Annotated in this window: 17 protein-coding genes; 10 read left to right on the forward strand and 7 right to left on the reverse strand. The window is 69.9% G+C overall.

The window, feature by feature from the left end; all coding sequences use genetic code 11:
- Positions 1-524 (reverse strand): nuclease-related domain-containing protein (locus tag VNE62_09345; GenBank protein HVE92485.1); only part of this gene is annotated, 524 nt, incomplete at its 3' end.
- A gap of 126 nt (positions 525-650) precedes the next feature.
- Positions 651-917 carry a hypothetical protein gene (locus tag VNE62_09350; protein ID HVE92486.1) on the reverse strand — a complete coding sequence of 89 codons (267 nt, stop codon included), beginning with the start codon at positions 915-917 and terminating at the stop codon, positions 651-653.
- Positions 918-1,025: 108 nt separating this feature from the next.
- Here VNE62_09350 and VNE62_09355 point away from each other — a divergent pair, with 108 nt between their 5' ends.
- Positions 1,026-1,754 (forward strand): hypothetical protein, encoded by a 729-nt coding sequence (locus VNE62_09355; GenBank protein HVE92487.1) that lies wholly within the window; start codon positions 1,026-1,028, stop codon positions 1,752-1,754.
- A 166-nt stretch (positions 1,755-1,920) separates the two neighbouring features.
- Here VNE62_09355 and VNE62_09360 read toward each other — a convergent pair whose 3' ends face one another.
- The 4 genes from VNE62_09360 to VNE62_09375 form a co-directional block, all read right to left on the reverse strand.
- Entirely contained in the window at positions 1,921-3,246 is a 1,326-nt protein-coding gene (locus tag VNE62_09360) for a hypothetical protein (GenBank protein ID HVE92488.1), read from the reverse strand.
- Positions 3,247-3,297: 51 nt separating this feature from the next.
- The gene (locus VNE62_09365; GenBank protein HVE92489.1) at positions 3,298-4,599 is read right to left on the reverse strand and encodes a hypothetical protein; all 1,302 of its coding nucleotides are present in this window, start codon (positions 4,597-4,599) and stop codon (positions 3,298-3,300) included.
- Positions 4,600-4,712: 113 nt separating this feature from the next.
- Entirely contained in the window at positions 4,713-5,183 is a 471-nt protein-coding gene (locus tag VNE62_09370; protein ID HVE92490.1) for a DUF4383 domain-containing protein, read from the reverse strand.
- 109 nt (positions 5,184-5,292) lie between these two features.
- Entirely contained in the window at positions 5,293-6,660 is a 1,368-nt protein-coding gene (locus VNE62_09375) for a hypothetical protein (GenBank protein ID HVE92491.1), read from the reverse strand.
- Between the two features lie 97 nt (positions 6,661-6,757).
- On the opposite strand from VNE62_09375, the gene VNE62_09380 reads away from it, so the two are divergent.
- From VNE62_09380 to VNE62_09420, 9 genes are all read left to right on the forward strand, one after another.
- Positions 6,758-8,977 carry a hypothetical protein gene (locus tag VNE62_09380; GenBank protein HVE92492.1) on the forward strand — a complete coding sequence of 740 codons (2,220 nt, stop codon included), beginning with the start codon at positions 6,758-6,760 and terminating at the stop codon, positions 8,975-8,977.
- Positions 8,974-12,063, forward strand: coding sequence for an MFS transporter (locus tag VNE62_09385; protein ID HVE92493.1), 3,090 nt, complete (start codon positions 8,974-8,976; stop codon positions 12,061-12,063). Before VNE62_09380 ends, VNE62_09385 begins: the two co-directional genes overlap by 4 nt.
- Positions 12,064-12,143: 80 nt before the next feature.
- Positions 12,144-13,130 (forward strand): MoxR family ATPase, encoded by a 987-nt coding sequence (locus VNE62_09390; protein ID HVE92494.1) that lies wholly within the window; start codon positions 12,144-12,146, stop codon positions 13,128-13,130.
- A gap of 24 nt (positions 13,131-13,154) precedes the next feature.
- On the forward strand, positions 13,155-13,550 hold the full coding sequence (locus VNE62_09395; GenBank protein HVE92495.1) for a RidA family protein: 396 nt from the start codon (positions 13,155-13,157) through the stop codon (positions 13,548-13,550).
- A 56-nt stretch (positions 13,551-13,606) separates the two neighbouring features.
- Positions 13,607-14,797, forward strand: coding sequence for an HNH endonuclease (locus VNE62_09400; GenBank protein HVE92496.1), 1,191 nt, complete (start codon positions 13,607-13,609; stop codon positions 14,795-14,797).
- Positions 14,798-14,870: 73 nt separating this feature from the next.
- On the forward strand, positions 14,871-16,133 hold the full coding sequence (locus VNE62_09405; protein ID HVE92497.1) for a DUF58 domain-containing protein: 1,263 nt from the start codon (positions 14,871-14,873) through the stop codon (positions 16,131-16,133).
- 97 nt (positions 16,134-16,230) lie between these two features.
- Entirely contained in the window at positions 16,231-19,062 is a 2,832-nt protein-coding gene (locus VNE62_09410) for a transglutaminaseTgpA domain-containing protein (protein ID HVE92498.1), read from the forward strand.
- The gene (locus tag VNE62_09415; GenBank protein HVE92499.1) at positions 19,059-20,054 is read left to right on the forward strand and encodes a hypothetical protein; all 996 of its coding nucleotides are present in this window, start codon (positions 19,059-19,061) and stop codon (positions 20,052-20,054) included. The genes VNE62_09410 and VNE62_09415 overlap by 4 nt, the downstream gene beginning before the upstream one ends.
- A 117-nt stretch (positions 20,055-20,171) precedes the next feature.
- On the forward strand, positions 20,172-20,834 hold the full coding sequence (locus VNE62_09420) for a uridine kinase (GenBank protein HVE92500.1): 663 nt from the start codon (positions 20,172-20,174) through the stop codon (positions 20,832-20,834).
- A gap of 39 nt (positions 20,835-20,873) precedes the next feature.
- Here VNE62_09420 and VNE62_09425 read toward each other — a convergent pair.
- Positions 20,874-22,565: ABC transporter substrate-binding protein (locus tag VNE62_09425; protein HVE92501.1), on the reverse strand; the 1,692-nt coding region annotated here is incomplete at its 5' end.

The following is a 22,565-nucleotide window of genomic DNA, read 5'->3' on the forward strand; positions in this document are numbered from 1 at the left end:
AGCACCACGACCCCCGTCACCCACGCGCTCACGCCAACCCCGTTGATCCGGCGTTTGACCTCCATCGCCTCGCCCATCACCTGACGGATCGTGCCGGTCTCGTCCTGACCCTGACGTATCAGCCGCCGGCCCTTGGCCACCCAGACGCTCCCCGTCCAAGCCTTCGTTTCGATGGCAAACACTCCGGTGGGTCCGACCACGACATGGTCGAGATTTCCCCTCCCGGTGTCGATGTCGTGGAGGATCCGGTAGCCCTGCGGCTCGAGCTCGGCCAGCAGCCGTCCCACTGCCTCCTCGCCCCTGGCGCCTTTAATCCAGGGCTGGAAGAGGCCGAGCATCTCCCGCCGGTTCCTCCACAGAGCGAGCGGCAGCAACAGGAACGGCAGCCACCACAGCGACGGCACGGTCAGCCGAAGGAACACGACGAAGACAAGTACGGCACCGATCAGGTACAGAGTGAGCCACTTCGCCCGCTTCCGGACGACGTTGCGTGCTCCCCGTCCGGCGGTGCCGTGGATGGGCATGGAACACAGTGAACGGTTCAAGACGATCGATGCCACTCGAGCAGCACATTCGGCGGCGCACTGCTTGTGTCCGCGAAAGAAGAAGGGGCCCCCGAAGGGGCCCCTTCCGAAACCAGTCCTGAAGTGCTAGGCGCGACGGCTGGGCTTGCCGCCGACGAGGCCTTCGCAGTACTCCGCGACGGTCTGGTCGTTGGCCTCGGCCGCCCGCTCGAGTCCCTGGAACGGGGGAGCCTTGCGCTTGTTGGCCTGGCCCGTCTCCGAGCCGTTGAAGTACGCCGTGCAGAGTCCGTGCGTGTTGTTGCCGTTCGGGCCGGGCTCGCCGGCCGCCGGAGCAACGGGAGCTGCCAGTGCCACGCCGCCGGTCAGGGCGACGGCAATGAGGAGCTTGCGCATGGAAACCTCCTGGAATCCGCCCGGCTGGGGACCGGGGCCGACCCCGACTGGGCCGACTCGACCGTTTTATCCGGTTCCCGACGTGCCCGCAGCGTATATTCTCCGCGGGTGCGCGCCCTAGCGGCCTTGGTGATGGCGATTGCCCTGCTCACGGGCTGCGGCCCCGCCCAGCGAGCCCCCGAAAGAGCCACCTCGCCCACGCCCCCGCGGGGGGCTCTGGCACCTTCGTTGGCGCCGCTGCCGGACACCGCCCGGCCCCCGGCCCCCCAGGGCACGGCCTCCGCCCGAGCAGGAGCTCCCGCGGCTGCGGGGGCGGAGACGGCTCCGGCCGCCACCGGGGCCGCTGCCACCGCCGATCGCGTGTCCGAGATCAGCGATCCCGCAGGCGACCTGACCCCCAGCGCCCAGCCCCCGCCCCCGCACGCCGACCTGACGGGTGCATCACTGCGACTGCGCGACGGCTATGAGTTGCGGGTCCGCCTGGCGGGACCCGCCCCCGACCGCGGTCCGGACGACCGCACCCAGAACATCGCCTCCTTCTACGACACCGACGGCGACGGCCAGTTCGACTTCGAGGTCTGGGCCAACCTCGCCGACAACGGGTGGGCCGGTTCCTACTTCGGACGAGGCCCGGCCCGCTTCGGTGCGGCCTCGGGCGTCCAGGTCTCAGTGGAGCGGGGGGAGTTACTGATCCGATTTTCCTCCGGACACCTGGAGGACGCCGCCTCCTTCCGGTGGGCGCTGGCGTCGGAGTGGGGGCCCTACGAGGTGATCTCCACCCCCGCGGCGGCCCGCGACTCGGCTCCCGACTCCGGAGCCGCGAGCTTCAGCGGTTAGGGTCCCCGCCAACGGCCGCCCGCGGGGGAGCGCTTGTCGCCGGTGACAGCGGCACCGTCTTCTGCGGACCGGCCGTGCCGGTCGCCGCTGCAACTTAACCCCGACCGCTTACACAAAAAGAGGCCCGCTCAGGCGAGCGAGCCTCTTTTGTGGTTCAAGGATGAGGCTAGCAGCGAACCTTGCTCTCGCCGCTGCAGGCGTCACGTCCGGTACCGCCGTCGATCCGGTCGAAACCCGTGTGGCCGCGGATCGCGTCGTTGCCGCTTCCGCCAGAGATGACGTCGTTTCCGTGGCCCCCGTTGATGGCGTCGTTGCCGCCGAAGCCGTAGACGATGTCGTTGCCTCCAAGAGCGTTGATCGAATCACCAAAGCGGCTCCCACAGATGACATCGGTGCGGCGGGTGCCGGTGATGGAGACGCCACGGGCCGCACCCCGGGCGTCCAGGTTCCCGTCACACGGCGGAGTCTCGAAGTTCTCCTGGTCGTCGTTGTCGGTGTCGTCCGGGTCAAAGGTGTCCGACGTGACGGCGGCCTGGTTGTTGAACCTGCGTCCCGGGCCGACTCCTTCGGTCCCGACAACGGCTTCGTAGGTGACCGAGTGGAACTCCTGGTAGAGCATCTCAGGGTCCTCGCATCGCAATTCCCCTTCGGGGTCTTCCTGTACGGCGCAGGCGAAAGCTTCGTTCTCCGACTCGGATTGCGACTCTGTCCGCACGGACGATGGATCTATTCGGGCGGTTTCCGGAAGGTTGTCCGTCAGCACGACGTTGAGAGCGGCCCCCGGTCCGTTGTTGTAGAGGTTGAGCGTGCAGCGGATCCTGTCGCCCGGAGCCACGCGGATCCTGCCATCGGGACCGGTGCCTCGGTTCGAGGTGACGTTCTCGCAATCCTTCTCGAGCTCGAGGTCCGCCTCGCAAACGATGGTGATCACCTCTGAGTCATCGTCGGTGGTCGGGCCACTCACTGTGTGCGTTCCGCTCGCGGTGGCGGTGTTGGTCACGTCGCGGGTCCTCTCACCCCCACACGCATCGGGCCGGGCTTGAAAGATGATGCTGATGGTCTCGACGAAGTCACCCGGGCCCACGCCCAGGGCCGGGATCTGGCAGGTGACGTCGGGAGTATCAGTCGCTGACTCTCTGTCAGTGATCGTGCAGGTGGTGTCGGGCCGAAAAGGAATGACGTCGAAGACCCGCACCGCGTTGTTCGGTTCCATCTCGTCCGTGAGAGTCACGTTGTTGATCGGCGTCTCAGCCTGGTCGGTGCCGCGCTGCGTGTTCGTGAGGGTGATAGCGCAACCGAAGTATGTGCCCGACCCGAAGCCTTCGTCGTCTGGGTCTCCGCAATCTTTCTCCACGTTCAGCGGGTTCGCTGCTGTGCCCCCGTGGTCCGACAGGGCCGGGGGTGAGGAAGCGACCAGCAATCCAGCTACCAGCCCGCTCAGAGCAGCGAGCGTGCCGACGCGACGGGCGATTTCGTTCAATACGTGACGCATTGAGTCCCCCCCAGAGTCGGATCCGCAGCCTTGCTCGCAGGCCACATGAGGCTAGCAGCGAACCTTGCTCTCTCCGCTGCAGGCGTCACGTCCGGTGCCGCCGTCGATGCGATCGAATCCCGTGTGGCCGCGGATCGCGTCGTTGCCGCTTCCGCCAGAGAGTATGTCGTTACCGCGGCTTCCGTTGATGGCGTCGTTGCCGGCGAAGCCGTAGACGATGTCGTTGCCCGCAAGGGCGTTGATCGCGTCACCAAAGCGGCTGCCGCAGATCACGTCGTCGCCGCGGGTGCCCGTGATGGAGACGCCGCGATTCGCCCGCCTTGCATCCAGGTTCCGGTCGCAGGGAAGAGTCTCGAAGTTCGCCTGATCGTCGTTGTTGGTGTCGTCAGGGTCAAAAGTGTCGGACGTGACGTTGGCCTGGTTGTTGAAACTGCGGCCCGGGCCGACTCCCTCGGTCCCGACAATTGCTTCGTAGGTGACAGTGTTGACCTCACCGTTGAGCATCTCGGGGTCCTCGCAGCGTAGTTCCTCGTCCGGGTCCTCCTGGACGACGCAGGCGAACCCACCGTCCTCCGCCGAGGGGTCTGACTGCACGGACGCCGGGTCTATCTCGGCGATCTCCGGAATGTTGTCCGTCAGGACGACGTTGAGAGCGGCTCCCGGTCCAATGTTGAACACTGTGAGGGTGCAGCGGATCCTGTCGCGCGGAGCCACGCGGACCCTGCCTTCTGGACTAGTGCCCCGGTCAGCGGTCACGTTCTCGCACTCCTTGGCCAGGTCCAGGTCGGCCTCGCAGGTGATGGTGATCACCTCGGAGTCTTCGTCCGACACCGGGTCGTTCTCGACGTTGTTTCTGGTCGCGAAGGCGGTGTTGGTCACGTCGCGGGTGCGCTCCGTGCCACAGGCATCGGACCGAGCCTGGAAGGTCAGAGTGATCGTCTCGGACGGGTCCTCCCGGTCCAAGGCCTGAATCGTGCAGGTGAGGTCGGGGGAGTCACTCGAGGAATCGGCATCCGTAATTCCGCACTCGGTGTCGGGGTCCCCTTGAGTGAAATCGACGATCCTGACCACGTTGTCCGGTTCCGGCTCGTCCTCGAAAAGAACGCTGCCGATCGGCGTCGGAGCCGCCTCGGTACCGGGCCGTGTATTCGTGACGGTGATCACGCAAACGAACGTCGCGCCTGAGCCGGCGGCTTCGTCGCAATTCTTCACAACGTTCAGCGGGTTCTCTGCTGTGCCCCCGTGGTCCGAGAGGGCCGCGGGGGCGGAAGCGACCAGTAGACCCGCTACCAGTCCACTGAGCGCGGCGAGCGTGCCGAAGCGACGGGCGATTTCCTTCAAGCCGTGACGCATTGACGTCCTCCCAGAGTCGGATCTGCGGCTTCGGCGCAGGCCACAGGCGTCACAACGCTACCATTAGCAACAATGGACGCACTTCGTCCTTGAATGCGCGGCTCAGGACGCCGTCAGGCCACGCGCTGGATATCTTGCCGGGTCCGCTTCTGCGGCCGGGTGAGCAGCCCGGACAGCAGGCCCCCCACGGCGAGGCTCCCGTGGATGACCTGGTCCGCGTTGTTCGAGGCGACGAGGAAGGTGTCATCGCCGGATAGCGCGATTGCAGCTGTCACGACGACGTAGGCGGCTCCCTTCACCAGCGCGCCCGTCCGTGACCATTCCGGCCTCAAGGCGAAGCCGAAGGCCACGACGGCGCTGAAAAGGGCGGCGACGTTGTGCCAACCGTTGGTCTCGAAGACGCCGAAGATGTGCTCACTCCCTGATGCGACCTGATCGCGGGCCGTGGGGAACGCCGTGCTGACGGCAAACCCGGCCACTGTAAGCACAAGGAGCAGGACCCCCGAGCCCACGAGGTACACCCTGGCGGGGGACCATGCGGGGCTCCGGGTAGTGAGTGTCGGCTTCAGCGCCTCCTGGACCATGTGCCCGCCTCCTTGCTTCGAGGTTGCCCCCGGACAGGCGGCATAGCCACCGTAGCGGTTCTTCGGGGGCCCGCTGAGAGCGGGCCCCCGAAATGCTCGGAGTGCGGTTCTAGCAGCGAACCTTGCTCTCGCCGCTGCAGGCGTCGCGTCCGGTGCCGCCGTCGATGCGGTCGAATCCGGCGTTGCCCGCAAGGGCGTCGTTGCCCGACTCCCCGAAAATGTTGTCGTTGCCGAAGTAGCCGCGGATCGCGTCGTTACCGCTGCCGCCGAAGATGATGTCGTTTCCGTAGTTGCCGTTGATCGCGTCGTTGCCGCCGAAACCGTAGACGATGTCGTTGCCGGCCAGGGCGTTGATCGAGTCCCCGAAGCGGCTCCCACAGATCACGTCGTTGCCGCGGGTGCCGGTGATGGAGACGCCGCGCCTGGCGAACCGGGCATCCAGGTTTCGGTCGCACGGCGGAGTCTCGAAGTTCTCGCGGTCTGAGTTGTCGTTCTCATCAAGCTCCCGGGTGTCGGACGTGACGTTGGCCTGGTTGTTGAACCTGCGGCCCGGGCCGACGCCCTCCGCCCCCACAACGGCCTCGTACGTGACCGTGGTCACGTCGCCCTCGCGCATCTCGGGGTCCGTGCAGCGCAGTTCCTCTTCCGGGTCGTCTTGGACGACGCAGGTAAATCCGCCTTCCGACGGGGGCTCTGACTCCACGGACGCCGGATCGATCTCGGCGATCTCCGGGATGTTGTCCGTCAGAACCACGTTTTGGGCGACCCCCCCTTCGCGATGGGTCACGGTGAGGGTGCAGCGGATCCGGTCGCCCGGAGCCACACGAATTCTGCCCTCGGGTCCAGTGCCCCGGTCGGCCGTGGCGTTCTCACATTCCTTGTCGAGCACGAGGTCCGCCGCGCACGTGATGGCAATCAGCTCGTTGTCGGTGTCGGTTTCCTGGCGAGCTGCAACGCCAAAGGGCGTGTATGTCCCAGTCGCGGAGGCTGTGTTGTTCACAGCCGCACTTTCCTCGTCCCCACAGGCCTCCGGCTTTGCCTCGAAGAGGATGGTGATGACCGTCGAGGGGTTGCTTCCGCCCAGAGTGGCAATCCCACAGGTGACATCAGTGGTATCACTGGCGGACTCCGGGTCCTCGACGGCGCACCGCGTGTTGTCCCCGTCGTCATCGCTCACCTGGATGACCCGGACCATGTTGTCCGGTTCGTGTTCGTCTGTGAGGACGATATCGGTGAGCTGGTTCGGCGCTCCTGCGGTGCCGGGCCGGGTATTCGTGACTTCGATCGTGCAGTTGTACTGATCGCCTGCGTTCACGTCGTTGGGACAAACCTTCTCGACGTTCATGGGATCGGTGTCCGACCCCCCGTGCCCGGCCAGGGCGTTGGGGGCAGTTACCAGGACGAGCCCTGCCACCAGGCCACTCAGCGCCGCGAAGACGCCAAGGCGGCGACAACAATCCTGCAAGACGTGCCGCATCAAACGCCTCCTTGAGCTCAAAGGGCAGGGGAGATCCGGCGAATCGTAGCGTTGATCCCTCTCCGGCGCTCGCCCCTCGCCGGAATATCTTTGGGGGGTGCGACCCCCAGCCGCCCGGGCCTCCGACCTGCTGTCCCGCAACCGGGACCTCCTGCTGCTCCCGGTCCTCCTGGCGTCCGTCTTCTTCCTTCCGGGCGGCGTCCCGTCCGGGGTCAAGGGGATCGGACTGGTCGCCGCGGCGACGCTCGCGCTGCAGGCGACGGGGATCGTGCTCGTTTGGCGGTCCAACAGGATCGTCAACTTCGCCCAGGTCCAGGTCGGGCTGCTGGCCGGGGTCCTGTTCCGGCTGCTGGTGGAGCAGCAGACGGTCGTTCGGGGGCTGCGGGCGCTCTGTCCTCCCTGCGCCCGGGACACCACCCGCGGCCTGGTCCTGCTCAACTACTGGACCTCGCTGGCCGCCTGCCTTCTGCTCGCGGGCCTGCTCGGCTGGCTGTCCTACGTCCTGGTCGTGCGGCGGTTCGCCAACGCCCCGCGGCTGGCCGCCACCGTGGTCACCATCGGGCTCGCGCAGCTGTTCGCGTCCGTCCAGGGCGCGCTGCCCGGCCTCCTGGCGACCGCGGAGCAGAAAGAGCTGAGCGCGCAGCCGTCCGGAGTGGCCGCGCCCCCGCCGTGGAGGTTCGGCTTCACCCTCACGCGCGTCGTCTTCGGCTCCCCCCAGATCCTCGCGGTCGTCGTGTCCCTCGTGGTGCTTGCCGCCGTCTACGCGTTCTTCCGCTACAGCTCCACCGGCATCGCGATGCGAGCGGCGTCGGAGAACGCCGACCGCGCGGCGACCGTGGGGGTCGACGTCCACGCCCTCACCGCCCGCGTGTGGCTGGGGGCCGGGCTTCTGTCCGGCGTGGCCGGGATTCTGCTGTCGATGGCCGAGGCGGCGCCCGAGCGCGCGGCCTTCGGGGCCTCCGGTGCGCTGCGTGTCCTCGTCGTCGCCGTGCTGGCTCGAATGACCTCGCTGCCGATCGCGGCGGCTGCCGCCGTCGCCGTCGGCGTGTTCGATGCCGGCATCGACTGGGCCTTCGGGTCCACGACTCTTTCGGACGGACTGCTGCTCGGCATCATCGCGGTCGCGCTCCTGCTGCGCAGGCCCTCGCGCTCGCGGGCCGAGGAGGCGGTCGAGCAGGGGTGGACGGCCGCGCGTGAGAGCCGTCCGGTGCCGCGGGAGATGCGGACGCACGTCCGGGGCTGGGTGCGCGCCCTCGTGACGATCGGCATCGTTGTCGGGCTCGGCCTCCCGTGGCTGATGTCGCCCAGCCAGAACAACCTCGCCGCGGTTGTGATGATCGACGCGATGATCGGGATGTCCCTGCTGGTGCTCACCGGCTGGGCCGGACAGATCTCGCTCGGACAGTTCGCCTTCGCCGCCATCGGCGGGTACGCGGCCGCCGTGTCCGGGCTCCCGATGCCGCTGGCCCTGGTCATCGGCGGACTCGCGGGAGCCGTGGTCGCGGTCGCCGTCGGCATCCCGGCGCTCAAGCTCCCCGGTCCGTACCTCGCGGTGGCCACGCTCGCGGTGGCCGTGTCCACCACGACGATCCTGCTGGACCCCCAGCACCTGGGGGGCCCTCTGCCGGACCGACTCGCGCGTCCGGCGATGCTCGTGGACCAGCGCGCCTTCTACTACCTGACCCTCGTCCTGCTCGTGGGTGTCGTGGCCGCCGTGGCCGGACTGCGGCGCAGCGCCCCCGGACGCGCGCTCATCGCCTCCCGCGACAACGAGACCGCCGCCCAGAGCTTCGGCGTCGCCGTGACGCGCGCTCGGCTGTGGGCCTTCGGCATCTCGGGGTTCATCGCCGCGTTCGCCGGGGCCCTTTTCGCGTTCCACCAGAACGGGGTTAACGCCGCGTCATACGGGCCCGAGCAGAGCGTCGGCGTGTTCCTGATGACCGTGATCGGGGGCCTCGGCTCCCTGTCCGGACCGCTCCTCGGCGCGGCATTCCTCGGACTGGTGAGGCTCGCGTCGGGGAGTCCGCTCGTGCAGTTCCTGGCCACCGGCGGCGGTGCGGTCGTGCTGCTGCTCGTGGTTCCCGGGGGCCTGGCGCAGCTCGTGACCGACGTCCGCGACTCGCTGCTGCGCACTACGGCCCGCCGCAACCGCATCGAGGTCCCGGGCCTGTTCGGCGTCGGACGCACGGCTCTGTCCTCCCGGGCCCCCGTCGCCCCGCGCACGGGGGCGTTCGTGCCGGCGAGATACGCGGTGCCGGACCAGTGGTCGGTCCCCTCGGAGACCGAGGACGCAGCAGCCGGTGGTGACTCCCGATGAACGCGCCGGAGCCTCCGGTCGCATCGGACATCGCCTCCCGGCGTGAGCTGGTTCCGTCCGAGCGCGAGTCGCAGGCGGGGGAGCGCGTCGCTGAGCCGGTCGCGGTTACGACGTCCACCGAGGCTTCGTCCGAGCCGTGGACCGCGCGGCTGCGGTCGTTTCTCGCCGACCTCGACCCCCGGCGGGTCGCGGGCGGCGCCCCGATGCTGCCGCTCGCCGTCCTCGCTCTGTCCGCGCTGATCCAGTACTGGGACGACTACGCGCTCGGCATCCTGCTGCCGGAGATGTCCACCGAATTCGGCTTCGACCTCGGGTTCCTGATCACGCTGCAGGGGGTCCTGCGGTTTGTGTCCCTGACGCTGGCGCCGGTGATGGGTTACCTCGCAGACCGCGTCCGCCGCGTGTGGATGCTGCGGGCCGGTGCGCTTCTGTCCAACGCCTCGTCCGTCGTGACTGGGCTTGCTCCCGGCGTGCCTCTGATCGTCGCCGGACGCATCGGCACCGGCGTGGGGGCTTCGGTGATGGAGCCGGCGATGTTCCCGCTCATGACGGACATGTACCCGTCCGGCACCCGCGCGCGCGTGTTCGCCTTCTGGGGCATCTCCGGACAGATCGGCATCGTGGCCGGACCGATCATCGCCGGCAACCTCGCGGTGATGTTCGGCTGGCGCGTGGCCATCGTCAGCCTCGGTGTGCTGGCAACCCTGGTGTCGCTGGGGACCTTCCTGCTGAAGGAGCCGAAGCGGGGAGCGCAGGAAGCAAAGGAGTCGGGCGCCGATCAGAGTGCTGTTCCCGAGCCCCCGCCGGTCGGATGGTCGGAGGCCTGGCGGGCCGCGCGCAGCATCCGCACCGTCCGGCGGCTGTGGTACGCGACGCCGTTTCTGGAGGCCGGCGGGACCGCCTTTCTTTTCATCATGAGCCTGTACTACGCGGAGGTCTTCGGGCTCGACCCCCGCGCCCGCGGCTACATCGTCGCCATCAGCGGGGTGGTGGGGATGGTTGCGATCGCGCTGTCCGGTCCGATCGGCGACCGCATGATCGCCCACCGTCCCGGACGCGTCATGACGGTGATGTCGGCGGGTCTCGTCCTGCAGTGCGTCGTCATCGCCGTGCTTGCCGTGTCGCCGCACCCGGCGGTGTCGGTCGCGGTGTCGCTTCCGCTGACCTTTGTCAGCGCTCTGTTCGTCCCGGCTCTCTACGCGCTCATCTCGCTCACGGTCCCCGCGCGAATCCGGGGGCTCGGCCTCCAGACCATCGCGCCGTGGCGCTTGGGCGGGATCGTGATCCTCCTGGTGATCGGGGGCCTCGGGACGGATCTTCGGACGAGCCTTCTCGCCCTCATCCCTCTGTTCCTCATCGGGGCGGTCGTCCTGGGGACGGCCTCCCACGGCGTGGACACGGACATCCGCTCGGCCCGCGCCGCCACGCTCGCAGGGGCCGAGGCGGCTTTGTCCGGGGGCGCTCTTCTGGTCTGCCGGGATCTGGACGTCCACCACGGCGGGGCCCAGGTCCTGTTCGGGATGGACTTCGACGTCCGCGAGGGCGAGGTCGTCGCCGTCCTGGGGACCAACGGCGCGGGCAAGTCCACGCTGCTGCGCGCGATCTCCGGCATTCATCCGGTGTCCGCCGGCGCGATCTTCTTCGACGGCCTGGACGTCACGCACCTGCCGCCGCACGTCGGGGCGTCCAGGGGAATCGTGATGATGCCCGGGGGCCGGGCGGTGTTCCCGGGCCTGACGGTGGCGGACAACCTGCGCACCGCGGCATGGCTGCACCGCACGGACGACAGGTTCGTGGCCGATGCGACGGAGCGCGTGCTCGACTTTTTCCCGCGCCTGCGGGAGCGGCTGGGGGAGTCGGCCGGGAGCCTGTCCGGGGGAGAGCAGCAGATGCTCGCGCTGGGCCAGGCGTTCTGCATGAAGCCGCGCCTGCTGCTCATCGACGAGCTGTCGCTCGGACTCGCCCCCGCGATCATCGCGCAGCTGCTGGAGATCCTGCGGGCGATCCACGCGGGGGGGACGACGATCGTGATCGTCGAGCAGTCGGTTGCGGTGGCGAGACAGATCGCGGACCGTGCCGTGTTCATGGAGAAAGGACGAGCCCGCTTTGACGGCCCGACGTCGGACCTGCTGCACCGCTCGGACATCCTGCGCTCGGTGTTTTTGGGGGCCGCGGTGACGGCGGCCCCGTCCAGGTCCGGTCGTTCGGGGGCCGGCCGCTCGGGGGTCGCGTCGTCGCGCGGGGTACGTACGTCGCCGGACCCCGAGCCGCCGGACGCGGAGTCGCGGTCTTTCGCGGCCCCCGATCACGTTCTGTCGGCGGAGGACCTTCGCGTCTCCTTCGGGGGCGTGGCCGCGCTCGGGGGCGTGAGCATCGGGGTGGCGCGCGAGGAGATCGTCGGAATCATCGGCCCGAACGGTGCGGGCAAGACGACGTTGTTCGACGTCCTGACGGGGTTCGTCCTGCCCGACTCCGGACGCGTCGTCCTCGACTCCCACGACGTCACCGCCCTGCCCCCGGACGCCCGCGCGCGCCTGGGCCTTGGACGCTCGTTTCAGAACCCGCGCCTGTTCCCGACCCTGACCGTCCGGGAGAACCTGGCCATGTCCCTTCAGCGCCACACCCCCGGACCCAATCCTGTCGCCGCAGCCGCGTGGTTGCGGACGTCCCGCCGTTCCGAGCGCACGACCGCCCGCCGGGTCGAGGAGCTGCTGGGGGCGTTCGGACTGCGGCCGTTCGCGGACCTGTTCGCGTCCGAGCTTTCGATCGGAACGCGGCGGACGGTGGAGCTCGCGTGCCAGGCGGGGGCCGAGCCATCGGTGCTGCTGCTGGACGAGCCTTCGTCCGGACTCGCCCAGGCCGAAACCGCCGAGCTCGGACCGGTGCTGCGCCGGCTGGTCCGGGAGACCGGCTGCGGACTGGTGGTCGTCGAGCACGATGTCCCGCTGGTGTCGTCGGTGGCAGACCGCCTGGTGGCGATGGAGCTGGGACAGGTCGTCGCGCAAGGGGAGCCGGACGACGTCCTGTCGCACCCGGAGGTCGTGCGTTCCTACCTGGCAGCGTCGGGGGCCGGCCCCGGCACGTAGGTCGCCGGGCAAGATGGAGCCCACGCCCTGCCCTGCGCGGGGGAAGATGGGGCCCCGCAGCAACGAGGAAAGGGATCCTAGTGGCAGTCAGGAAAACGGCGGCGCGCACGAAGACCGACCGTCGCGCGTTTCGCGACTCCTTCGAGTCGATGCTTGCGAACATCGAGCTGGTCATCAAGGGCAAGACGGACGTCATCCGCTCGTCGCTCATCGCGATGCTCGCCGACGGCCACCTTCTGTTTGAGGACGTCCCCGGCACCGGCAAGACGATGCTCGCGCGCGCCATCGCCCAGACGATCAACGCCAGCGTGTCCCGCATCCAGTGCACGCCGGACCTCCTGCCGTCCGACGTCACCGGCTCCCCGGTGCTGGAGCGCAAGTCCGGCGACTTCGTCTTCCGCAAGGGCGCGATCTTCGGCAACGTCGTCCTGGCTGACGAGATCAACCGCGCCAGCCCCAAGACGCAGTCGGCGTTCCTGGAGGCGATGCAGGAGCGCAACATCACGATGGACGGGGTCACGTACCCGCTGCCCCGTCCGTTCTTCGTCCTGGCTACCCAGAACCCCATCGAGCTGTCGGGGACGTTCCCTCTGCCGGAGGCCCAGCTGGACAGGTTCCTGTTCAAGCTGTCGATCGGCTACCTCGCTCGGGAGGCCGAGTCGGAGGTCCTCGCGGGGGACCTGCGTCAGGAGCGCATCGACACGCTATCGCCGGTGATTGGTCCGGACGAGGTCCTGGCCCTCATCGACTGGGCCGCCGGCGTGACGGTGTCGGAGGCCGTCCGGCTGTACATCGTGGACCTCACCCACGCCACGCGCGACGACCCCGCTCTGCAGATCGGGGCGTCCACCCGCGCGTCGCTCGCTCTGATGCGGGCGTCGCGCGTGCTGGCGGCGTCGCAAGGAAGAGAGGACGTGATCCCGGACGACGTCCGCGCCCTCGTAGGCCCCGTGATGGAGCACCGGCTGATCCTGTCCCCGGACGCGATGCTGCGCGAGGAGACGGTGCAGGCCGTGATCGAGCGGGTGCTGAGAAGGGTTAAGGTCCCGATGGGGGTGGGCGGGTAAGCCCACCAGGGCGCGGGGGGCAGCATGGAGAAGAAGGCGGTCAATCCCTGGACCTGGCAGGACAACTACGGCTTCTCGCAGGCGATCGACGTCCAGGGCTCGGCCCGGACGGTGTTCTGTTCCGGTCAGACGCCGCTTGACGCCGATGGCAATCCGCAGCACGCGGGAGACATGGGGGCCCAGGCGATGCTCGCGCTGGACAACCTGGAGACGGTCCTGTCGCAGGCCGGACTGAAGCTCAGCGACGTCGTCCGCCTGAACTACTTCGTCACGGACATCCCGGCGTTCATGGCGTCCGCCGAGGTCTGGGGGCCGCGTCTGCAGGAGGCCGGCTGCAAGCCCGCCTCGACGCTGTTGCACGTGTCGGGCCTGTTCCACCCGGACGTGATGATCGAGATCGAGGCAACCGCGGCCGTATAGCGGACGGGTTCTCCCGCCTCGGCGGGATGTTGGGGCTCCCACCCGGGGGCCGGGCGTTGGGGCTCCCGCCCGGGGGCCGGGCACTCGCCGGATTGCTCACCGCTATCCACGAGGTCTCTTCGACCGGCGCGTGGAAGGGTGACGGCGCAGGCGACCTGAGCGCATGGATGGCGGCGCGGTTTCAGATGTCGTGCCGGACGGCGCGTGAAGTCGTCTCCATGGCGATGACCACGTCCGAGCGCCCGCCATTGCAGGAGGCCATGGCCACGGGCGACGTGTCGGTAGATCAGGTCAAGGCCGTAACCGCCCTGACCGAGCCCGGTGCGAACGAGGCCGGCGCATGGGTGGATGCGCTCCGCTTCTGGTCCTACGACGAATTGGAACGCGAAGCCCGCAAGGCAACCGCGCGGAAGCTGGAACGCACCGACGGCGGACGCTACCTCCGCCTGGACATCACCCGCGACGAACGCTTTATGCGCATCCGAGGACAGCTCCACCCCGAAGAGGGGGCGCTGGTGCAGAAGGCGTTGGACCGGCGCATCCCCGCCAACGCCAGCCTCCGCGACTTCGACCGCGCCTACGCGGACGCGATCGTGGATCTTGCCGGCACCGCGGTGGCGAGCGACGACGATCCGGACAGAGCCACGGTGGTGGTTCACGTGGACAAAGAGTCGCTGCGCCGCATCGAGCACAGCAACGGGACGTCCGCTGACGGCGCCCGTCCGCACGAACCGGCCCCCGCCGCACCGGCTCCGGCCGAACCCGTCGAGCTCGATACGGGAGCCTTCGTTCCTCCCAAAGTCGCGGAGCGGCTGTCGTGTGACTGCCGAGTCGAGTTCTTGACGACGAGCGCCTCCGGCAACGCTGTTGCTGTCGCCCGGGCCAGACGCATGGTCCCGCCGTGGATGTTCCGCGCGCTGCGCCGGCGGGACCGCACCTGCGTGTTCCCAGGCTGCGACCGCGCGCGCCGGGTGCAGGGCCACCACATCGCTCACTGGAGCGTCGGGGGCCCGACCGAGCTCGAGAACCTGGTCCTGCTGTGCTGGACGCACCACCTGCTCGTCCACGAGGGGGGCTGGAGCCTGCGCGGCAAGGCCGGACCGTCCATCCACTTCGTGAGGCCGGACGGCTCGGTGCTGAAGCGAAGAAGCTCGCCACCGACCCGAGCCCCCACGCCGCCGCCGGCCGGAGATCCGACCCCCGTTTCGGCTCCCGCGCAGGTGCCGGCGCAGATCGACACGTCCTGAGCATCAGGGCCCGGCCCCCACGCGCATCACTCCCAGCGGCCCCGACCCTAGGGACGGCGCCCTAGGCTGAACCGTGATCTCAGCCGCAGGCGCTCGCTCCGGCCTCGGCCCCCGCGGGTTCCTTGCGTGGGCCGAGCGCAGGCTCGGCCTCACCTCCAGCGGGGTGATCCTCGTGGCCCTGAGCCTCGTCGGTCTTCTGGCCGCCCGGCTCATTGGGAGCCGTCCGATGTACTTCCTGGTCTACGGCGCGCTTTCGCTGCTGGCCGCGGCCTGGCTGTCCGGGCGGCGCGGACTCGGCGCCGCCGCGGAGCGCTCGGAGCTCCCGCTGCGGATCCGCGAGGGGCAGTCCGCCGGCGTCCAGGTGACTCTCACGGCCAAGCGGCGGCTCAGCACCGTGGTGCTCGAGGAGAGCCTGCCCCCACTGCTCGGCCCCCCTGTGCGCGTGCCGGTCCCGGTCCTGGGGTCCGGGCAGAGCCTGGAGTACCCGTACGCGGTGTCGCCCCGGCTTCGGGGCGTCTACGACATCGGACCTCTCGACGCCATCTGGAGCGACCCCTTCGGACTCACCCGCCGCCGCATGCGGCTGATCGAGCCGGTGAGGGTGATCGTCCATCCGTCGGTTGAGTCCGTGCACGACAGGGTGCTGTCCCGCGAGTGGGAGGACCCGCCGATTCGTCCGCCGGTGTCCAAGCCGTGGCCGTCCGGGTTCGAGTTCTACGGCATGCGCGACTACGTTGCCGGGGACGACCCCCGCCGCATCGTCTGGCGCGCCGTCGCTCGCACCGGTCGCTACCTCGTCCGGGAGGCTGAGCAGGGAATCACCGATCGCGTGACCCTGATCGTGGACACCGACGCCGCCCGCCACTCTCCCGGGGAGCCCAGCGAGACGCTGGAGGCCGCGGTCCGCGCGGGGGCCGCGCTGGGGGCCAGGCACCTCAAGGACGGTTTCGCCGTCACCGTCGAGACCGGCGATGGACGCACCGCCGACTCCTTGCGCGGGACCAGCCGCCGAATCCCGTTTTTGGACGAGATGGCGCGCATCCAGCGCGGACGCACCCCTCTGGCGGAGGCCCTCACGCGCCTGCTGGCCAACCCGCGCCGGGACACGCACCACATGGTCGTCACCCCGCACCTGGACCCCCAGTCGGGCGTCATCCTCCAGGCGCTACTCGGACGCGGGGGTTCCGTCCTTCTCGTGCACGTGATCCACGAGGACTCCGACCCCGACTCGGCCCTGCGCGCCGCGGCGCTCGGCTGCGAGGTCGTGGAACTGCGTCCGTCGGACCCGCTGGAGGCCGTCTTCCGCCGGAGCGTGGGAGCGGGGCTGAGGCGATGACCACCGATGTCGTGGAGCGCCCCAACGCGGGAGCGGGGCTGCGGCCGATGAGCACCGACGTCGTGGAGCGCCCCAGCGCGGGAGCGGGGCTGCGCCGATGAGCGTTCAGGCCCCCGACCGGCCGGCGCTTGTGGACCCGCCGGTCCCCCAGCCGCCGCCGAGTGACCCCTCGTCGGCCCCCACGGTTACGGCGGCCGCCACGTTCCTGTCCGTCGCGGCGGCGGCTTGGATGGCTTCCGGGATGTTCCGCGGCGCCCTTCCGCGGATGGTGGTCGTCGTCGCGTCCGCTCTCGGCGTCGGGCTCGTAGCCACGTCGCTGCGGACGAAGCGGCCCGCGATCGTCCAGGGGCTCGTCCTGCCGGCGTCCGTCGCGCTGGGTGCGGCGCTTGCGCTGCCTGCCGCCCGGGGCGCGGGACTTGTGCAGCTCGTCCGCGATGCTCTTTCGGCCGGGGGCTTGGCTCAGCCCCCGGTTCCGTTCGACGCCGGGTGGCGCGTCATCGCGGTGGTCGTGTTCGCGGTGCTGGGGGCCGCGGCTGCCGGACTGGCGGTGGCCCTGGACCGTCCGAAGCTCGGCCTCGCCCTGCCGATTCCGGTTCTGATGGGAGCCGCGCTCGTCCATCCGTCGAAGGGAGAGCTGCTGTCGGCGGCCGTGGCGACAGCGCTCGTGCTCGGCTCACTGGCCGTCTCCTTTGGAAGCGACCTCGCGCGTGACGGGGCGTCGTCGGGAGCGTTCGAGGCGCGCCGGCTCGCGCGCGGCGCGGTGATGCTCGCCGGACTGGTGGGACTGATAGTCGTTCTCGGAAAGGTCGGCTTTTTGTTCCCCGACCCGCAGCGCGACCGCGTCATCCCCCCGGCGAAGCCGCAGACGCAGCCGCCCTCGCGCGACCGGGTGCTGTTCACGGTCAAGGCGCCGATCCCCGGACCGTGGCGGCTCGGTGTCCTGGACGTCTATGACGGAACCGCCTGGCTGCTGCCGCCGCTGGACCCCGGACGCCTGCTCGACCTCGGCCCCCGAGGGCAGGTGCCGGACGCCGCGGCCATCGAGACGCAGGAGGCCTCGTTCGTCGTCTCCGATCTGGACGGGGGTGTCCTGCCCGGACTCGCACTGTCCACGCGCGTGGACGTCCGGGGGGCCCAGGTGCAGATCGACCCCCGGACGCAGGCCCTGCGGCTCAGCGAGACCCGCGTCGCGTCCGGACTGTCCTACACGATCACCGCGTCCGTCCCACCGACAGGGGAGCAGCTGACGAAGGCTGGAGGTCCCACGCAGGCACTGGCGGAGTTCCTCAAGGTCCCCGACGCGCCCAACGAAGTCGTGACGCTCCTGGCGGAGGCTCCGCAGAATCCGTGGGACAGGCTGCAGTTCGTCCGCGCGCGCTTTTACGAAAAGGTCGTCGCGGTCGGCGCCGGCGACCCGGTGGACGTCCCGCCGGCCCGTGTAGGACAGCTGCTGTCCGGGGACGAGGCGACGCCGTACGAGATCACGGCGGCCGAGTCGCTGCTGGCGAGGTGGGCGGGTGTCCCGGCGCGGATCGGCTACGGCTACTACAACGGCGACGTCCGGGGGCCGGGGGCCTACGAGGTCCATCCGAGGCACGGCGCGACGTGGCTCGAGGCCTACTTCGACGGGCTCGGCTGGGTGCCGATCGTCGGGACGCCGCCGCGCGCGCGATCGAGCCTGGACGACGAGCTGCGCAACGCCGATCCCAACATCCAGCCCACCGACGAGCTCGCGATGGTGGTGTACGTCCCGGTTCGCCAGGAGCAGCCGCCGCTGCTGTACGTGGTCGTCCGGCAGGCTGTGCTGGTCGCGCTGCCGGCCGGAGCCGCGCTGGCGGTGATCTGGGTCCTGGCCGTCCCCGCCGTAGCCAAGGCCGGACGCCGGTGGCGCCGGCGGAGGTGGGCGTCCGGCAGGCGACGCGCGGGGGCCGGCGGCGCGGGGGCCGGGCCGGGGCACGCCGACCGCGTGCGTGAGCGTGCCGCCGCCGCTTACGCCGAGTACCGCGACGCATGCGCGGACCTCAACGTCGGCAACGCGTCCGCCACGCCCCTTGAGTTCTTGAAGTCCACCGACCCGGACCCCGAGCACACGGAACTCGCGTGGCTCGTGACCCGCGTGCTGTGGGCCGACCTGACGCGCGACCTCCGCGAGTCCGACGCGGAGGCGGCCGAGGCGATGGCCCGGTCGATGACGTCCAGGCTTCGGCGGGCGCAGCCGGCGACGACCAGGCTGCTCGGCGTGGCCTCCCGGACCTCGCTGCGGGAGCCGTACACCAGGGATGTCCCGAACCTGTGGCCGTCGGTGCGACGACGTCCGGCCGCCGCGGCGCTCAGAGCCCTTCGCCGGCTCCCGCGTGCGCTCGCGCGTCCATTGCGAAGGCTCATCCCGATCGGGACGGTGCTGGCGGTGCTCGTGTCCGGGTGTGCGTCGGGGTCGCAGGCGCAGCCCGCAGGACGCCTGCCCGAGCGGGTTGCCCCTTCGGTCATCAGCGGATTCGAGTTCAGGCGCGAGCCGGGGGCCGAGACCGCCTACGACCGTGCCGGAAAGCGGGGGCTGGTCTCCGACGGGCAGGTCTTCACCATCCGCCGCGGCGACGTCATCGAGGGCTCGCTTCAGGTGGCGTCGTTCACGTCCGACGCGCTGTCCAACTCCGACGAGCTGAGGCGCGGCGTGCTGGAGTCGATCGCCACCGGCGAGTTCGATGCCACTCGCATCGGAGTGGAGCGCGTCCACGTGCTGCGCCTCCCAGAGCAGCGCATCATTGTGTGGTTCGCCCCATCGGGAGGCTATTTCCAGCTTATGGTCGCAAGGACTGACTTCACGGAGGCCGAGGCTGTGTTCGCCGACGTCCTGCGGTTCCGCCGCGGCGAGACCCGGCGCCCACCACAGGTGCGCCCCTACGACCCACGTCGGGGGCCGGTGACGTGACCCCCGCGCGCACTCGCCTCCTAGCCCTCGCAGCCGCTGGCGCGTTGCTCGCGTCGGGCTGCGCCAAGTCTGACTTCCGCGTCGGCACCCGCGAGTTCGCGCAGGACATCATCCTCGGCGACCAGTCCAAGTCCCCGGCCCCCGCACCCGTGCCAGGTTCGAACCCCGTGCCGGTCGGGTTCCCGAGCTTTCTGCAACCCGTCCCGCCGCGGGTGCTGACGCCGGGAGCGCTGCCGGTCGCAACCCGGCCCCCCAAGCTGCGGGGGCCGTGTCCCGCGGCCGACCCCAACGACGCCGCTCTGCTGGCGGCGGGCAACCGGTCGCCTCTGCCCCCGAAGGCCGGGTCTTACACCTTCCGCAACGCACCGGGCGGCTTCACGCAGACCGGCGCCGCGCGCACGGCCCTGCCGGAGCTGTCGAGACGGACCGTGAGCGACATCAGGCAAGGCGGACAGAGCTTCGAGTACGACGTGGCCGAGACGCTCGGCGACGCGACGACGACCAACCGGTTCGAGGTCCGCAACGACGGGCCCACGCCTGAGCGGGGGCTGTACCTCGTCAGGACGACCAGCGGCCGCGACGTCTTTCAGCCCCGGCCGCGGATCCTGATCATGCCCTTCCCTCCGCCGGAGTTCGGGACGAATCTCGAGGACGAGGCCGCCCAAACCGCAGGGCCGACATTCCGTTCGGCCGGAACCGATCCCGAGCACCAGGTAACGATGGCGCTGGAGGGACGCTTGAACCCGGAAAAGGACCGCGTGGACGCCTGCGGCGAGTGGGTCGACGCGATCAACGTCGTGATCACGTCCGGACGAATCGTCGCCCCCGGCAAGGACGTCACCTTCAAGGGACGCTACGGCGTAGCCACGCAGTACGGGGGCCTGATCGTCCGGGACGAGATCGAGCAGTCGGGGACCGAGGGCCTGACCCCGGTGTCCCGCAAGAACACGGCGACGATTGCGGAGGTCCCGCGGGAGCCGGCGGGGGACTGACGGGGGCCGGGACATGCGCGCCGCTGCCGAGGTGCCGTCAGGACTATCCGGCATGCGCACCCGTGTCGCTTCCGAGGCCCGGGCAAGGAGATCCCGCAGGCGCACGGCGGTGGAGGAGTGACGGAGCGGGCGACGAGCGACGAGCGACGAGTCGTCCTCGAGGGTGTCGCATCGCGCGTGCTGGAGCTGCCTGCCGATCGAGTAGGGCGGGTGGGAATCGACGGCGTCGATGGGGCCGGCAAGACCAGCATGGCCGATGAACTGGCGGAGGTCCTGGCCCCCAGTGGGCGCCCGGTCATCCGCGCCTCCGTCGACGGGTTTCACAACCCGCGCGCGGTCCGGTACCGGCTGGGGGCCGATTCCCCGGAAGGCTTCTACCGTGACTCCTACGACTACGACACGCTCACGCGCGTCCTGCTCGACCCCCTGAGCCCCGGCGGCTCCGGACGCTTTCGCCGGGCGGTCTTCGATGTCGACACCGACACGCAAGTCGACGCCGGAGAGGAGCAGGCTCCCCCTAACGCGATCCTGCTGTTTGACGGGATCTTCCTGCACCGTCCGGAGCTGCGCGACTACTGGGACCTGTCGGTTTTCCTGCGTGTGGACTGGCTGCGCAACCACCACCTGCGCCACGTGCCGGCGGATGACCCGATGCGCACCCGGCAGAACCGCTACCTCGAGGGCCAAAACATCTACCTGCGCGCGTGCCGTCCGTGGGAGCTCGCGTCGATCGTGATCGACAACCACGACCTCGGCTCCCCGTTCGTCGTCCGCGACTGAGGCCGCCCGGGGGCGGACGGGTCCCGAGACCCAGAAGCCTCAGCCCCCCCGGACGAACAGCTCCCGCGGCTGGACCTGTCCCCAGGCCACGTCTGTGAACTGTCCCGCGGCGGCCCCCAGGCGGTCCTTCACGAGCAGCTGCGTCTCGTCGAACCACAGCGGGATCGCGGGCATGTCCGAACACACGACCTGCTCGGCCCCCACGTAGGCGCGACGGCGGTCGTCGGTCTGGACCGACTCGCGCGCGTCATCCAGGGACCGGGAGAAGACACGCGAGCTGAACCGGGACAGGTTGTCGCGTCCGATCCGGTCCGGGTGGAACAGAGGGAACAGCATCGCGTCCGCCGACGGCACCTCCGGCGCCCAACCGAACCTGAACGCGCCCTCGAAGCCGGGCGGACGGCGTCCGGTCTCCAGGAACTGCTCGTAGGGCATTGCCTCCAGCTGCACCTGGAGGCCGAGGTTGTTCGTCCACATCTGTGCAACCGACTCCATTGCGGCCCGGTTGCCGAGCTCGTCGTTGAAGTGCAGCTTGATCGGGACGGCGGTGTCCGCTCCCGAGCTGTCGAGGGCCGACTTCGCCGCAGCGGGATCGGCTGCGTGCGGCGCCACTTGGCCGCAGCCGTTGTGCGTTCCGCCGTTCACCGCCGAAAGATAGCCCCGCGCCGGCCGGCGCAGGCCGTTGGTCATGGCCGACAGCGACCCCCGCTCCACCGCCATCGAGAGCGCATGACGGAAGTCTCGGGAGTCGAAGGGCGGACGATCCACCGGCAGCCCGATCATCTCCAGCCGAGGGGACCGCCCCAGCGCCACCTGGACCCCCGGCGAGGGGCCCCGGCCCGGCGCCGGCGACGTTGCCACGTCGACCGATCCGATGGCGGCGGCCTCCGCGGCGGCGTCCGGGAACGGGCGGAGCTCGATGGAGTCCAGATAGCCGCGGCCCCCGGCGGTGTAAGCCTCGTTGCGTCCGTAGTAGCGGTCGAATCTGCGAAGCCGGACGGACGTCCCGGGGGCCCAGTCCGCCTCCACCACGTAGGGCCCGGTGCACACCGGCCGCTGCGCGAAGGCGGCGGCGTCGCGCTCGACCTCTTCGCGTGGGACGGGAGCCGTTGCCGGGTGGGTCAGGACCCGGACGAAGTCGGCCAGCGGCCGGTCCAGGCTGATCTCGACGCCGTAGGTCTCAGTCGCGCGAAGTCCCACCAGACGCGACTCAAACCGCTCGTCGTCGGTTTCCCCGTGGGTCTGCGCGTAGCCGACCACCGGCTCCATCAGGGGGGCCGAGCGGCTGGCGAACTGGTCGTCGGCCAGGCGCGACAGCGTGTAGACCACGTCGTCGGCGGTGAGCTCGCGACCGTTGTGAAACCGCACTCCGCGCCGGAGCTTCAGTGTGAGGCGGCGGCCACGTCCGGAGATGGTCCACGACTGCGCGATAGCCGGACGAAGCTCACCGGTGGCGGGATCAGAGTCCACGAGGGTGTCGCAGACGGCGTCGGCGACAAGGCGTCCGGACGGCTCCCACGCCGCGGTCGGGTCGATCCCGTCCGGCTCACCGAAAGCGATGACCGCGCTGCCCCCGCGGCGGACGTCCGGGCCGGGTGTGCGCAGTCGCTCGCGCGAGTCTGCTCCGGGATCCGGGATGCAGGAGGCGGCGACAAGAGCAAGGACAATCAGGACGGCGCGCATGAGCAAACTTACCGACGCCGGCGGGCTGCCGGTGCGGCGGCGGGGCGG

Source organism: Actinomycetota bacterium (assembly GCA_035536535.1).
Lineage (GTDB): Bacteria > Actinomycetota > JAICYB01 > JAICYB01 > JAICYB01 > DATLNZ01.

Excerpts from the sequence above, each read along its gene's own strand:
- VNE62_09410 (HVE92498.1), top strand. The coding sequence starts at position 16,231 with ATGAGCGTTCAGGCCCCCGACCGGCCGGCGCTTGTGGACCCGCCGGTC.
- VNE62_09350 (HVE92486.1), bottom strand. The coding sequence starts at position 917 with ATGCGCAAGCTCCTCATTGCCGTCGCCCTGACCGGCGGCGTGGCACTG.
- VNE62_09375 (HVE92491.1), bottom strand. The coding sequence starts at position 6,660 with ATGCGGCACGTCTTGCAGGATTGTTGTCGCCGCCTTGGCGTCTTCGCG.
- VNE62_09370 (HVE92490.1), bottom strand. The coding sequence starts at position 5,183 with ATGGTCCAGGAGGCGCTGAAGCCGACACTCACTACCCGGAGCCCCGCA.
- VNE62_09360 (HVE92488.1), bottom strand. The coding sequence starts at position 3,246 with ATGCGTCACGTATTGAACGAAATCGCCCGTCGCGTCGGCACGCTCGCT.
- VNE62_09395 (HVE92495.1), top strand. The coding sequence starts at position 13,155 with ATGGAGAAGAAGGCGGTCAATCCCTGGACCTGGCAGGACAACTACGGC.
- VNE62_09365 (HVE92489.1), bottom strand. The coding sequence starts at position 4,599 with ATGCGTCACGGCTTGAAGGAAATCGCCCGTCGCTTCGGCACGCTCGCC.
- VNE62_09385 (HVE92493.1), top strand. The coding sequence starts at position 8,974 with ATGAACGCGCCGGAGCCTCCGGTCGCATCGGACATCGCCTCCCGGCGT.